This window comes from Mycobacterium sp. 852002-40037_SCH5390672, from assembly GCF_001665875.1.
Classification (GTDB): Bacteria; Actinomycetota; Actinomycetes; order Mycobacteriales; family Mycobacteriaceae; genus Mycobacterium.
The window spans coordinates 20,626-33,560 of sequence record NZ_LZTA01000107.1 but is presented as its reverse complement, the minus strand read 5'-3'; the positions used below and the strand labels follow the sequence as shown (position 1 = coordinate 33,560).

Below are 12,935 nucleotides of genomic sequence, written 5' to 3'. Positions count from 1 at the left end.
ACCGGCGGTACTACCGCCCTAGGGGCGGCCCGCCCACAGCGCGTGCAGCCACAGCCGCTCGAGCACGCGCACCCGGCGGTCCCGATCGCTGTCGGATCCGGTCAGGACCGGGTCGCCGGTCAACATCAGCGCGGTGGTGCCGGCCAGGGTGCGGATCAGCGTCGGCAGGTCGTCGCTGATCGGATTGGCGGTCCCGGCCTTCATCTCCGCCTCGACGATCCCGACGATCTGACTCAGCACCACCTCGAACTGCTGGTCGAGCAGATCGCGGATCTCGACGTCGGTGTGACGGGCCTCGTTGCAGGCGGTCATCAATGGGTCGTTGTGCGCGTAGACCGCCGCGGCACTGCCGACCATCCGCTTGGCAAACTCCTCGGGCGACTCCCCCGGCTGTCGTGGCGCGAAGTACTCCGTCAGTTCTTCGAGTTCTTCGGTGGCCTCGGCCATGAGCTGTGCCAGCACCGCGTACTTGGAATCGAAATAGAAGTAGAAGCCGGATCGGGCCACCCCGGCCCGCAGGCTGATGGTACTGACCGACAACTCGGCAAATGGCTTTTCTTGGAGCAGTTCGCGCACCGCCTGCACGATCGCCTGGCGTTGCTTGTCGCCACGCCGTCGTGCGCCCGGCTCGGGAGTGGCGGGGTGGCTGGTCACTCCCTGACCTTGCACCACGCCGCGCAAAAAGCAAACTTGACAGCCGTCAAGTTTTTCAGCGAAGGTTAGGAATCAGTGACCGCTGTCACCCTTGAGGGCACGCAAAGGAGCGTCTATGACCGCCACCATCAGCACCCCGCAATACCTGCTGGACCAGGCGCGGCGCCGATTCACCCCGACGCTGAACACCATCCCGGGTATGGGGGCGATCGAGAAGCGCCTCCTCGCGCGTGAGTGGGAGACGGTAGTCCTGGCGGAACCGCCGGCCGGCAGCGACCTCAAACCAGTGCTGGGCGATGCGGGGTTGCCGATTCTGGGCCACATCATCGAGCTGTTCCGTGGCGGCCCGGAGTATGCATTGCACCTCTATCGAAACCACGGCCCACTGATTTATCTGGATTCGCCGATCATGCCGGCGGTCACCGCGCTGGGACCGGACGCCACCCAGGCCGTGTTCTCCAACCGGAACAAGGACTTCTCACAGAAGGGCTGGCACCCGGTGATCGGGCCGTTCTTCAACCGCGGCCTGATGATGCTGGACTTCGACGAGCACATGTACCACCGCCGGATCATGCAGGAAGCGTTCACCCGCAGCCGGCTGACCGGCTACGTCGAGCACATCGATCGGGTCGCCACCGACATCGTCGCCAACTGGCCGACCGACGACGCGCGGTTCCTGTTCCACCCGGCGATGAAGGAGCTGACCCTGGACATCGCGTCGCTGGTGTTCATGGGGCACGAGCCGGGGTCCGACCATGATCTGGTCACCAAGGTCAATCAGGCGTTCACTACGACGACGCGCGCCGGTGGCGCGATCATCCGGCAGCCGATTCCGCCGTTCAAGTGGTGGCGCGGCCTGCGGGCACGCAAGTTGCTCGAGGACTATTTCGCCGAGCGGGTCAAGGAGCGCCGCAACGCCACCGGCAACGACATGCTCACGGTGCTGTGCCACACCGAGGACGACGACGGCAACAGCTTCACCGACGAGGACATCGTCAACCACATGATCTTCTTGATGATGGCCGCCCACGACACCTCCACCTCGACGACCACCACGATGGTCTACAACATGGCCGCCAACCCGGAGTGGCAGGAGCGGGCACGCGAGGAGTCGGCTCGGCTCGGCGACGGACCGTTGGACATCGAGTCGCTGGAAAAGCTGGAAACGCTCGAACTCATCATGAACGAGTCGCTGCGCATGGTGACGCCGCTGCCGTTCAACATGCGGATGGCGGTGCGGGACACCGAGCTGCTGGGCCACTACATCCCGGCCGGAACCAACATCACCATCTGGCCCGGCATGAACCATCGGCTGTCCGAATTGTGGACGGAGCCAGACAAATTCGACCCGGACCGGTTCGCCGAACCGCGCTCGGAGCACAAGAAGCACCGATATGCGTTCGCGCCGTTCGGCGGTGGTGCGCACAAGTGCATCGGCATGGTGTTCGGTCAGCTCGAGGTCAAGACCGTCGTGCACCGGCTCCTACGCCGCTACCGCGTCGAACTGAGCCGGCCGGGCTACCAGCCGCACTGGGACTACGGGGGCATGCCGATTCCGATGGACGGCATGCCGATCGTGCTGCGCCCACTCTGAGCGTTCCTCGACGGCGGCCACAGTTGCCGCCGTCGAGGCAGGGCCCGAGTTTCAGTGGCCGGGCACCTCCGCCTCACTCGCCAGCCCACAGCCGGTTGGCGCAGGCGATCACCGCGCGCAGCGCCGACTGCGTCGGATCGTCCGACCAGCCCATCGCCCACTCGGTGCGGGCGCCGTCGCGGCCGAGGATGAACGTGGCGATGCCGGTTGCCGATCTCATCTGGTGAAATCCCGCGATCTCGACCGTCCACCCGCGCTCATGCAGCATCGCGGTCAGGGCCGCGATCGGGCCGCCGGCGGCGGCCGTGAGGGTGCTGATGCGATCGCCCACGGCAATCACCGCCCGGAAGTTGCGGGCCTGCGGGCCCAGTCGAGTCGCGACGCGATCGGCGTCGGTGCACTCCCAGTGGCCCAGCCGCAGCGGGCCGGCGTTGCGGCCGTAGATCGCGGCGAAGCTCTCCCAGGCCATGGCGTTGGCCGGTTCGCGCAGACCGCGGGGCAACGCGACGCCGAAGCGTTCGCCGAACCACACACTGGCGGGATTGACATGGTGGAGCGGATTGCGCTCGGGAAAAGTCATGGTGCCGGTCTTCTCTGGTCAGCAGGAGCGACCGACGGCAGTAGCTTCCGACCCACGGCGGGGGGTCGGTCAGGATCAGACCCCGCTGCGGGTGCTAGCTACTACTCCGAGCTCGAAAAGACGCACGAGCGTTGACATTAGACTCCGCGCGCCGCAGCTGCAACCGCCTTCCGGACTACGAGCGAACCGTACAAAAAAATACAGAAAACAATCCTAAAAGTTTGGTTTACGCGTGTTTAACAGGGGGTATGTCGCCGAGCAGCAGTCAATTAGACGGCTGTGCAACTACCCCTCAGATGAAAGGCACGACCATGAAGGCGAAGAGCACCAAGAAAACCCTCAAAGCTGCCGGAGCGGCCCTCGGGGTGGCCGCGGTGTTAGTGCTACCGACGGGATGTGCGACTGTCGGCGGAGCCGGGGGCTCAGGCCTCATCGGCGGAACCGGCGGCGGCGCCGGCACTGGGGGCGGAATTGGCAGCATCCTAGGCGGCATTCTGTAACCGATTAACAAGCGTCCCGCCGGGACCGCCGGCCTCGGCGGGACGCTATTTCCTCGCTAACCCGCGTTCGGCGGGGCCTAGATAGCGCAATTACGCGCATTGATGAGGCCTTGATCGCTGCTGCGATTCGGCCGAGAAATTCATCATGCGTGTCGGGCACCGGCGCGACCTCTCGCGCCTAGCTATCGCTTCAATGACGTTGTCACACTGCGCATTTGATGTGCCCGCGAAAGCCGCCAATGAGCCGAATATCAGTTGCAAATTGGCTCTTTACGTGTGTTGAATAATCGTTATAACATCCGATTAGTCGAGCGTTTTGTATGCGGGGCTACGCCCCTTCCAAACAAAAGGATGTGATGATGAATTCAACGAAGGCGAAGAAGGCCCTTAAAGTCACCGCGGCCGCCGCGGGGTTTGTCGTGGTGTTGTTCGCGCCGACCGGATGCTTGGTGACGGGGACGACCGGGGCCACCACCGGCGGCACGCTGGGCGGCACCACCGGCGGGACGGTGGGCGGCACGGTCGGCGGCACGATCGGCGGCGTGGTGGGCGGGATCACCGGCGCGCTGGGCGGCCTCTGAATTCGAACAGGACACGCGACCCGCTGGGACCTGTGGTCTCAGCGGTCGCCATTTCCGAGGCCGCGCGTCCTAGCCGGCCGGCCCGACAGCGGGCTCGAATCGCAGATATGCCTGAATCGTCGTACCGGTCCGGGTGGTGTGGGTGCGCACCAAGTCCGAAAGGGCGTTAACCAGATATAGGCCGCGACTCGCCGGACCGCAGGGCCCCGGGTCCAGGCGGCCCACCAGTGGGTCGTCGAACCGTCCGGAGTCGCGCGCCTCGCAGACCAGATGTCCGTCGTCTTTCCAGAAGGCCAACCGGCAGGCGCCCCCGGTGTACATCAGGCTGTTGGTGGCCAACTCGGTGGCGACCAACTGCAGATCTTCCATGCTTTCCTGGGACACCCCCATCCAGCCCGCGTAGTCCTGGGCAAAGGATCGGGCCGGCCGAAGATCCGCCGACTTGCGGACCATGTAGGTGACGGCCCCGGGATTGGCGGCCAACGGCTGATTGCACCGTTCCAGGACGTCGCCGGGGGCGTAGGCCGGGCTGCGCTGCAGCACACCGGATTCCCACAGCAACGGATGTGTCGCGCGCGCGTCGGCCAGTACGTCACCGTCGAGCTGGCTCGCGTCGTACAGGCACAGACTGGTCGCCGGGTAGGCATCCATGGCCTCGTTGACGAGTGCCTCGTGCTCGATGCAGGCGACGAACTCCTCCTCGCTGCGGCCGGGCCACGCGAGTTGGCTGACGATCCGCACTCGTTGATCCGGGTGCTCGTCGATGAACGCACCCTCCATGGCCATGAACCGGCTCGGGTTGCGTGCCACCTCGGTGATGTCGACCATGCGCACATCGGCGGGCAGCTGATCGCCGGCGTACAGCTCGTCGTGCAGCAGCACCAGCGTCTCGGGCGGCACGGCAAGCAGCACCGCCTCGTCCAGCTCCAAACCGTCACCGACGAAGCGACTTACCGAGTCCAAAAACTCCTGCCGAGAGTGATATATCAATGCGGAATGGACGAAACCGTATTGTCTGGCTTCGTTACCCGCCGTCACTTCAGCGCTCTCGCTTTCAATCACTTACGCCAACCCCCTGGATCGGCTGTCGCCTCTCCTCCCCTGTCAGTACCCCAGACGGGCCTTCGCTATACCGCGCAAGGCATCACATTTAGGTTCACCTCATTGGCGGACCGTTTTGATGGGCGTCGCCGGCGCGTTTACAGCCACCAGGAGGCGGCCGCGTCGAGATGGCGGCGGAGGCGATAACAGGCGACGCTCTCGTCGGCGGCATCGACCGCCTCGACGATCCGCAGGTGAGCGTGGTGCACCGCAAGCACGTCCGACCAGGTCGGGAGCGCCTGTCCGGTGCTCGACCAATGCCGGCGGAACAACTCGACGATGATCCTGAGGAACAGATCCAGCAACGCGTTGCCGGCGAGTTGCGCGAGGCCGACGTGAAAGTCGAACTCCTCCACGATGGCCTGCCGCACGTCGTCGGCCGTCTGTCGGGAGTTTTCCGGTAGCCCGGACCGATGGGTGGCCAGAAATCTCGCCACCTCGGATTCGCCGAGCCGCTTGACGACCTTGGCGACGTTGTCGATCTCGATCGCGTCGCGGACGCATCGCAGGTCTTCGCGGCTCGGGTCGCGGTATTGCAGGTACAGGGCGATCGTGTCGATGCTCGCCTGTGCCGCGGGTTGGGCGATGACGAGTCCGCCGCCGGGGCCGCGGCGCATCTGGGCTATCGAGTGGTATTCGAGCAGCCGCACCGCCTCGCGGAGCACCGCGCGGCTCACCCGGTAACGCTCCAGTAGGGCCGTCTCGGTGCCGAACACCGAACCCACCTGCCAACCGCTGGCGGCGATGTCGTCACCGATGGTGGCGGCCAGCATTTCGGCCAGTTTTCCCCGGGGCGCCTCGGAATCGAGCCGCCGGCGCGTCCTACGCCCCCGGCTCCCGCCGCCGGCGTGATGCTGCTGCAGCCAGCCGGTCACCGCCTCGACGTGTCGCTCGGACAGCGTCTTGGCGCGCGCTGAATCTCCGGCCGTGACGGCGGCGACGATCGCGGAGTGGTGCGCGTGCAAATGGTCGACCGCCTCGATGGCCTCGGTCGCAGAATCCGTCCGCGACGCCAAGGCGTAGCGCGTGGTGAGCCGCATCAGGACATTGATGAACAGTTGCAGCACAGGGTTTTTGGATTGTTCGGCCAGCGCGATGTGGAACTCGTCGCGCGGGCCCGGTAAACCGGGCCTCCACTGCTCCTCGGCATGCAACACCGCCCGCAGTCGCGCGATCCCGGCCTCGTCGATGTGCTCGGCGGCCAGGGAGGCCGCCAACGGCTCGAGCACCAAACGCGCGTTGAGCAAGTCGCCCAGCGTCGTGCCCAGGTATTGGAGATAGATGACGACGGCTCGAGTGGCGGGCCCGGCGTCGGGCTCGCAGATGTACAACCCGCCGTTGGGGCCGCGCCGCATCCGGGCAACCTGATGGTGTTCGACCAGGCGAACGGCCTCCCGCAGCACCGACCGGCTCACCCCAAAGCGCTGCTGCAGCGCTTGTTCGGAGCCCAGCGATTCGCCCACCGCCCAGCCACGGCGGACGATATCGGCTTCGATGTCGCGGGCGAGGATCGAAGCGAGCTTGTTCGCATGGCCGGTCCTTGGCTCCTCAGTCATCCGGGCTCAATCGCGTTGTTGCTCAACAGGTCAGCAGCATGCACCCGGCGACCGGCCCACCGCCGACGGAGACGACGCCGACCTCGGGGCGACGCGATACCTGCCGCTCCCCCGCGTCGCCGCGCAACTGCAGACACCCTTCGTGCAGCGCCCAGTAGCCGTGCATGCGGCCCGCCGAAAGTTGGCCGCCGTAGGTGTTCACTGGCAGCCGACCGTCGCGGGCGATGCGCGCCCCGCCCTCGACGAACGGTCCGGCCTCGCCGTCGCCGCAGACCCCGAGCGCTTCCAGCCAGGCCAGGGTGAGATAGGTGAATCCGTCGTAGAGCTCGGCGACTTGGAGGTCGGCCGGCTTCAACTCCGTGCGCGACCACATCTGCGCGGCCGCATCCGACATCGCCATCTTCGGGTAGTCGTCGCGGTGAAACCAGCCACCGGCGCCGTCGGACCCTCCGATCGCCTCCACCTGCACCGCGCGGTGCGGGCAGTCGGCGGCGTACTCCGCGTGCGACACCACCACCGCGATCGAGCCGTCGATCGGGACGTCGCAGTCCAGCAGCCCGAGTGGGGTGGACACCAGCCGCGCGCCCAGGTAGTCGGCCATCGTCATCGGATCCCGGTACACCGCACGGGGATTCAACGCCGCGTTGCGCCTGCCGTTGAGCGCAATCCAGCCCAGCTGTTCTTTGGTGGTCCCGTACAGCTCCATGTGACGGCGGCAGTTGAGCGCCAGCCAGTTAGCGGCGGAATAGGCGTGCGCGGCAACCAGATCGTTGACGTCGTCCATCGCACCGACGGCGGGCTTCGGCTCGCCTTCGGGTGTCTCGAACATCCGCGCCAGCGCCGGGGCCGGCGCGTCCTTGTCCTGCTTGACCGGAACCGTGCCGCCGAGCATTTGTATCGTCCGGTACACCACGACGTGGCGGGCACGGCGTTCGGCGACCGCGCGGCATGCCGACATCACGGGCGAGAGCAGGCCGCCGGTACCGAAGCCCGATCCACAGTCCGCGGCATCGATGCGCAATCCGGCGTTGACGTCCGCGGCGGGCGTGTCACCCAGCGTGGCGATGCCGTCGATGTCGGTCGGGGCCACTCCGGCATCCTCGATGGCGGCGCGCACCGCCTCCATGGTCAGCTCCAGGCCCGCAATGCCGGTGCGGCGGCCGATCCGTGAGATCCCGATGCCGGACAAGATCGCGTCCTTTTCGAAATGCGTCATGCACACCGCCCGTCAGACCACACCGCATCGAATCAATTGAGTGTACTGTATTCGTCGTGTCAGACGGGCCGCTGCTCATCGAGTACTGCGACGACTGCGTGCGCTGGGTGCATCCGGCCAGCGGCGAATGCCGCGAGTGCGGGGGCTCGCTGGTGGCGCGCGAAGTTTCCGGGCGGGGCACCGTATTCACCTACACGGTCAACCATCACCCGTACAACCCCGAGATCCCCACCCCGTACGTCATCGCCATCGTCGAGCTCGCCGAACAAAGCGGCCTGCGGGTCGCCGCCAATATCGTTGACTGCGAACCGGATTCGGTGAGCTGCGGCATGACCGTCGATCTGCGCGCGGAGCGCGGCAGCGGCGGCGCGGCGCAGTTCGCGCCCGCCTGATCCCTACGGCTAGTTGATCAGCGGGTCGCGGGGCATGCCGAGGATCCGCTCGGCGATCTGGTTGCGCGTCACTTCCGACGTCCCACCGGCGATCGCCATGCCGCGGGCTCCCATCATCAGCCGGCCGGCCAGGGCGCCCGCACCGTCGGTCAGTGCGACCTCGGGTCCCAGCAGCGCCGCCATGATCGCGGCGCCTTCCACCATGTGCTCGGCCAGCTTCAGCTTGGTGACGTTGCCCTCCGGGCCGGGGCCCGCCCCTTCGACGCTGCGCGCGGCGCGCCGCAGGTTCAGCAGCCGCAGCGCGGTTTCCTCGGCGAGGTATGACCCGACGCGAATACGCCCGCCCGCCAACCGATCCGGGCGCTGCTCGGTGAGCTGCACCAGTTGGTCCGCGAGCCCCTCGTAGAATGATCCGCTGCCACCGATGCTGACCCGCTCGTTGCCCAGCGTTGCGCGCGCGACGGTCCACCCGGAGTTGGGCGTCCCGACCACGTCTTCGTCGGGGACGAACAGGTCGTTGAAGAACACCTCGTTGAAGTCCGAGCCGCCGGTGATCTGCCGCAGCGGGCGCACCTCGACCTCGGGCGCTTTCATGTCGACGATCACGGTGGTGATGCCGGCGTGCTTCGGAGCGTCGGGGTCGGTGCGCACGGTGGCCAGGCCGCGCGCGCAGTAGTGCGCCCCGCTGGTCCACACCTTCTGGCCGTTGATCTTCCAGCCGCCGTCCACCCGGGTGGCGCGCGTCTTGATGGATGCGGCGTCCGAGCCGGCGTCGGGCTCGGAGAACAGCTGACACCAGATCTCGTCCTTGCGCAGCGCCTTCGCCACGAATCGTTCGATCTGCCAAGGCGTTCCGTGCTGGATCAGGGTCAGGATCACCCAGCCGGTGATCCCGTAGTCGGGACGTTTGATGCCTGCCGCGCGGAACTCCTCCTCGATCACCAGCTGCGCCACCGCGTCGGCCGCCCGTCCCCACGGCTTGGGCCAGTGCGGCATCACGTAGCCGGTCTCGATCAGCTTGTCGCGCTGGGCCTCTTTGCCCAGGGCGGCGATCTCGGTGGCGTCGGCGCGGATGCTGGTGCGCAGTTCTTCGGCTTCCGGCGGCAGGTCGAGGCTGTTCTCGCGGACCGCGCCCGCCGCGGTGCGCTCGAAGACGTCGGCGGCCGGTGCGTCGCCGCCGAACAGCGCCGCGCTCACCACCGCCCGGCGCAGGTGCAGGTGCGCATCGTGCTCCCAGGTGAAGCCGATGCCGCCGTGCACCTGGATGTTGAGTTCGGCGTTGCGGACGTAGGCGGGGAAGGCCAGCGCCGCGGCCACGGCGGCGATCAGGCGGAATTGCTCCTCGTCCTCGGACGCCGCGCGGGATGCGTCCCAGACGGCGGCGATCCCGGACTCCGCGCCGACCAGCATGTTCGCGCAGTGATGCTTGACCGCCTGGAAGGTGGCGATGGTACGCCCGAATTGCCGGCGCACCTTGGCGTAGTCGACGGCGGTGTCGACGCAGTCCGACGCCCCGCCCACCGCCTCGGCGGCCAGCAACGTGCGGGCCCGGGCCAGCGCCGATTGGCGCGCCCCCGTCAGGATGTCGTCGTCGGAGATGTGGACGTTGTGCAGGCGAACGCGTCCGGACCGCCGCGTCGGATCGAAGTTCTCCGGCACCTCGACCGAGACACCGTCGCGTCCGCGCTCGAGCACCAGCACATCGTCGCCCGCGGCGATCAGCAGCAGCTCGGCAAGCCCGGCGCCCAAGACGATTCCGGCCTCACCCTCGGCCACACCGCCCTTGACCCGCACCTGGCTGTCCAACCCGATGCCCGCGGTGACGGTTCCGTCGATCAGACCGGCCAGCAGCCGCGACTTCTGTTCGGCGGTACCGTCTTTGGCGATCACGGCCGACGCGATCACGGTGGGGACGAAAGGCCCCGGCGCCACCGCGCGGCCGAGCTCTTCGATCACCACGACGAGTTCGGGCAGCCCGAAGCCTGAGCCGCCGAACTCTTCGTCGACGTGCAGGCCGAGCCAGCCCAGCTCGACCAGGTTCTGCCAGAACCCGGGGCGGGGCTCGTCCGAGGCGTCGAGCAGCGATCGCGCCGCCCAGCGCGCCTTCTGCGAGGTCAAAAACCCGCGGGCTACCCCGGCAAGTTCACGATGGTCGTCGGTTATTGCGATACCCATCGGGGCCCTCCTCGCGCCGCATGCCAGCCGGGTTGATCGCCCCGCGGACCGCCGCGCGGTCCGCATCGTCGGGGCGGAAGCTGGGTGGCCTGCCCCGCTTCGAGGGGAAGCGGGGCGGCTGCCTAAAGAGTGTACTTAATGCGGAGAGGGCCCCGACGGGGGCGTCTATTACTTGGGCGCGAACCGCTGTCCGGCGTCCAGGCGCAGGCACTGGCCGTTGAGCATCGGGTTGTCCACGATGGCGGCGGCCAGCTTCGCGTACTCCTCGGGGCGGCCCAGACGCTTGGGGAAGGCCGCGTCTTTGGTCAGCTGCGTCGCGAACTCGTCGGGAATGCCCTGGGTCAACCCCGTGGCGAACAGGCTTGGCGCAATCGCCAGCACGCGGATGCCCAGGGAGCCCAGGTCACGCGCCATGGTCAGGCACATACCCGCGATGCCGGCCTTGGCGGCGGTGTAGGCGACCTGCCCGATCTGGCCCTCGAAGGCCGCGATCGACGCGGTATTGATGATGACGCCACGCTCGTCGTCCTCGGGTTCGTTCTTGGCCATGTGCGCGGCCGCGAGCCGGCTGATGTTGAAGGTCGCGATGAGGTTGAGATCGATGACGGATTGGAAGGATTCGAGGTCGTGCGGACCGGACTTGGTCATCGTTCGCTTGGCGATCCCGCCGCCCGCAGTCGTCACGATGACGTGCAGGCCGCCGAGCTGGTCCACCGCGGTCTGCAGTGTCTCTTCGGTGCCGCTGAAATCGGTGACGTCGACCGGGTAGAACGTGCCGCCAAAGCCGTCGGCAACGGCTTTACCGTCGGAACCCTCACGATCGAGCACGACGACGTCGGCGCCGCGTGCGGCGAACAGTTCCGCGCTGGCGCGACCCATTCCCGATGCACCGCCGATGACGACGGCCTTCTTACCGTTGATCTCCATCCGGGCCTCCCTTTGTGGCTTGTCAGAATCCGTGTGATCTGTAACGTTACGTAGGCACGCTAGCGTGTCCGCTCAACACCCTTGTCACCGAGCCATGCCAAGCTGACAACCGTGCTCCTTCTCGAGGTGGCCTCGACGTCAGCCGACGTCGGGAACACGTCGTCGCGGCTGACCAAGGTCGCCCACATCGCTGACCTCCTGCGCCGCGCCGCGCCCGACGCCGCGCTGGTCGCCATCGTCGTGTCGTGGCTTTCCGGTGAGTTGCGGCAACGCCAGATCGGCGTGGGTTGGGCGGCATTGCGCTCGCGCCCGCCGGCGGCCTCGCACGCCGCGCTGACCGTCACCGGCGTGGACGCCACCTTCTCCGAGATCGGCGCCGTGTCGGGCAAGGGCGCCCAGGGGCGCCGCGCCGCGCTTTTGAGTGCCTTGTTCGCCGCCGCCACCGACACCGAACAGACCTTTCTGCTGCGGCTGCTCGGCGGCGAACTGCGCCAAGGCGCACTGGCCGGGATCATGTCCGACGCCGTGGCCAAGGCCGCCGGGATCCCGGCGGCCGCGGTGCAGCGCGCCGCGATGCTGGGCGGGGACCTGCCGGCGGTGGCGGCGGCCGCCCTGTCCGGTCCCTTGTCCGGTGAGGCCTCGGCCCTGGAGGCGTTCACCCTGCGGGTCGGTCGCCCGGTTGGCCCGATGCTGGCGCAGACCGCGACGAGTGTGGCCGACGCGATCGAACGCCACGGCGGCGCAACAATTTTCGAAGCCAAGCTGGACGGCGCGCGGGTGCAGATTCACCGCGGCGGTGACGAGGTAACCGTCTACACCAGAAGCCTCGACGATGTCACCGCCCGACTGCCCGAGGTGGTCGAGGCGACGCTGGCACTGCCGGTCGACAACCTGATCGCCGACGGTGAGGCCATCGCGCTGCGGCCGGACAACCGGCCGCAGCGCTTCCAGGTCACCGCCTCCCGGTTCGGCCGCTCCGTCGACATCGCCGCAGCCCTTGCCGCGCAGCGACTTTCGGTGTTCTTCTTCGACATTCTGCACTGTGACGGCGTCGACCTGCTCGATGCCCCGACCGCCGACCGGCTGGCCGCACTGGACGCATTGGTGCCACCGGCGCAGCGGGTAGACCGGCTGCTCACGGCTGACCCCGCGGCGGCGGGCGCCTTCCTGGACGCGACGCTGGCCGCCGGCCACGAGGGCGTGATGGCCAAGGCGCCCGGCGCGCCGTACCAGGCGGGTCGCCGCGGTGCGGGCTGGCTGAAGGTCAAGCCGGTGCACACCCTGGATCTGGTGGTGCTCGCCGTGGAGTGGGGATCGGGGCGCCGTCGCGGCAAACTCTCCAATATCCACCTGGGCGCGCGCGATCCGGCCACCGGCGAATTCATCATGGTGGGAAAGACTTTCAAGGGCATGACCGACGCCATGCTTCAGTGGCAGACCACCCGGTTCAGCGAACTCGCCGTCGGCGGGACCGAAGGTTACGTCGTGCAGGTGCGGCCCGAGCAGGTGGTCGAGATCGCGCTGGATGGCGTGCAGAAGTCGTCGCGCTACCGAGGCGGACTGGCGCTGCGGTTCGCCCGCGTGGTGCGGTATCGCGACGACAAGAGCCCCGCCGAGGCCGACACCATCGACGCCGTGCGCGCGCTGTACTGAACGGGG

At 67.6% G+C, this 12,935-nt stretch carries 11 protein-coding genes; 4 read left to right on the top strand and 7 right to left on the bottom strand.

Features of this window, described 5'->3' with window-relative positions; all coding sequences use genetic code 11:
* Positions 1-18 precede the first annotated feature (18 nt).
* On the bottom strand, positions 19-654 hold the full coding sequence (locus A5782_RS20350; RefSeq protein ID WP_067103893.1) for a TetR/AcrR family transcriptional regulator: 636 nt from the start codon (positions 652-654) through the stop codon (positions 19-21).
* Positions 655-769: 115 nt separating this feature from the next.
* Between A5782_RS20350 and A5782_RS20345 the strand changes: the two genes are divergently transcribed.
* Complete coding sequence (locus A5782_RS20345; RefSeq protein WP_067103892.1) at positions 770-2,248, top strand: cytochrome P450; 1,479 nt, start codon at positions 770-772, stop codon at positions 2,246-2,248.
* A gap of 73 nt (positions 2,249-2,321) precedes the next feature.
* On the opposite strand, the gene A5782_RS20340 is transcribed toward A5782_RS20345, so the two are convergent.
* On the bottom strand, positions 2,322-2,828 hold the full coding sequence (locus A5782_RS20340; protein WP_067103891.1) for a homocitrate synthase: 507 nt from the start codon (positions 2,826-2,828) through the stop codon (positions 2,322-2,324).
* A gap of 859 nt (positions 2,829-3,687) precedes the next feature.
* Here A5782_RS20340 and A5782_RS20330 point away from each other — a divergent pair.
* Positions 3,688-3,909: a hypothetical protein gene (locus A5782_RS20330; protein WP_067103917.1), complete on the top strand. Its 222-nt coding sequence runs from the start codon at positions 3,688-3,690 to the stop codon at positions 3,907-3,909.
* 69 nt (positions 3,910-3,978) lie between these two features.
* Here the strand turns inward: A5782_RS20330 and A5782_RS20325 are convergent, their stop codons facing one another.
* The 3 genes from A5782_RS20325 to A5782_RS20315 form a co-directional block, all read right to left on the bottom strand.
* Positions 3,979-4,971 (bottom strand): sensor histidine kinase, encoded by a 993-nt coding sequence (locus A5782_RS20325; RefSeq protein ID WP_067103890.1) that lies wholly within the window; start codon positions 4,969-4,971, stop codon positions 3,979-3,981.
* 137 nt (positions 4,972-5,108) lie between these two features.
* Positions 5,109-6,566 carry a FadR/GntR family transcriptional regulator gene (locus A5782_RS20320; protein ID WP_067103889.1) on the bottom strand — a complete coding sequence of 486 codons (1,458 nt, stop codon included), beginning with the start codon at positions 6,564-6,566 and terminating at the stop codon, positions 5,109-5,111.
* Between the two features lie 22 nt (positions 6,567-6,588).
* Positions 6,589-7,782 (bottom strand): thiolase family protein, encoded by a 1,194-nt coding sequence (locus A5782_RS20315; RefSeq protein WP_067103888.1) that lies wholly within the window; start codon positions 7,780-7,782, stop codon positions 6,589-6,591.
* Positions 7,783-7,838: 56 nt separating this feature from the next.
* On the opposite strand from A5782_RS20315, the gene A5782_RS20310 reads away from it, so the two are divergent.
* Positions 7,839-8,174: a Zn-ribbon domain-containing OB-fold protein gene (locus A5782_RS20310; protein WP_067103887.1), complete on the top strand. Its 336-nt coding sequence runs from the start codon at positions 7,839-7,841 to the stop codon at positions 8,172-8,174.
* A 9-nt stretch (positions 8,175-8,183) separates the two neighbouring features.
* Here A5782_RS20310 and A5782_RS20305 read toward each other — a convergent pair whose 3' ends face one another.
* Together A5782_RS20305 and A5782_RS20300 are read right to left on the bottom strand one after the other, a co-directional pair.
* The gene (locus A5782_RS20305) at positions 8,184-10,349 is read right to left on the bottom strand and encodes an acyl-CoA dehydrogenase (protein WP_067103886.1); all 2,166 of its coding nucleotides are present in this window, start codon (positions 10,347-10,349) and stop codon (positions 8,184-8,186) included.
* A gap of 168 nt (positions 10,350-10,517) precedes the next feature.
* Positions 10,518-11,276 (bottom strand): SDR family NAD(P)-dependent oxidoreductase, encoded by a 759-nt coding sequence (locus A5782_RS20300; protein ID WP_067103885.1) that lies wholly within the window; start codon positions 11,274-11,276, stop codon positions 10,518-10,520.
* 111 nt (positions 11,277-11,387) lie between these two features.
* Here A5782_RS20300 and A5782_RS20295 point away from each other — a divergent pair, with 111 nt between their 5' ends.
* Complete coding sequence (locus A5782_RS20295) at positions 11,388-12,929, top strand: ATP-dependent DNA ligase (RefSeq protein WP_067103916.1); 1,542 nt, start codon at positions 11,388-11,390, stop codon at positions 12,927-12,929.
* Positions 12,930-12,935 lie beyond the last annotated feature (6 nt).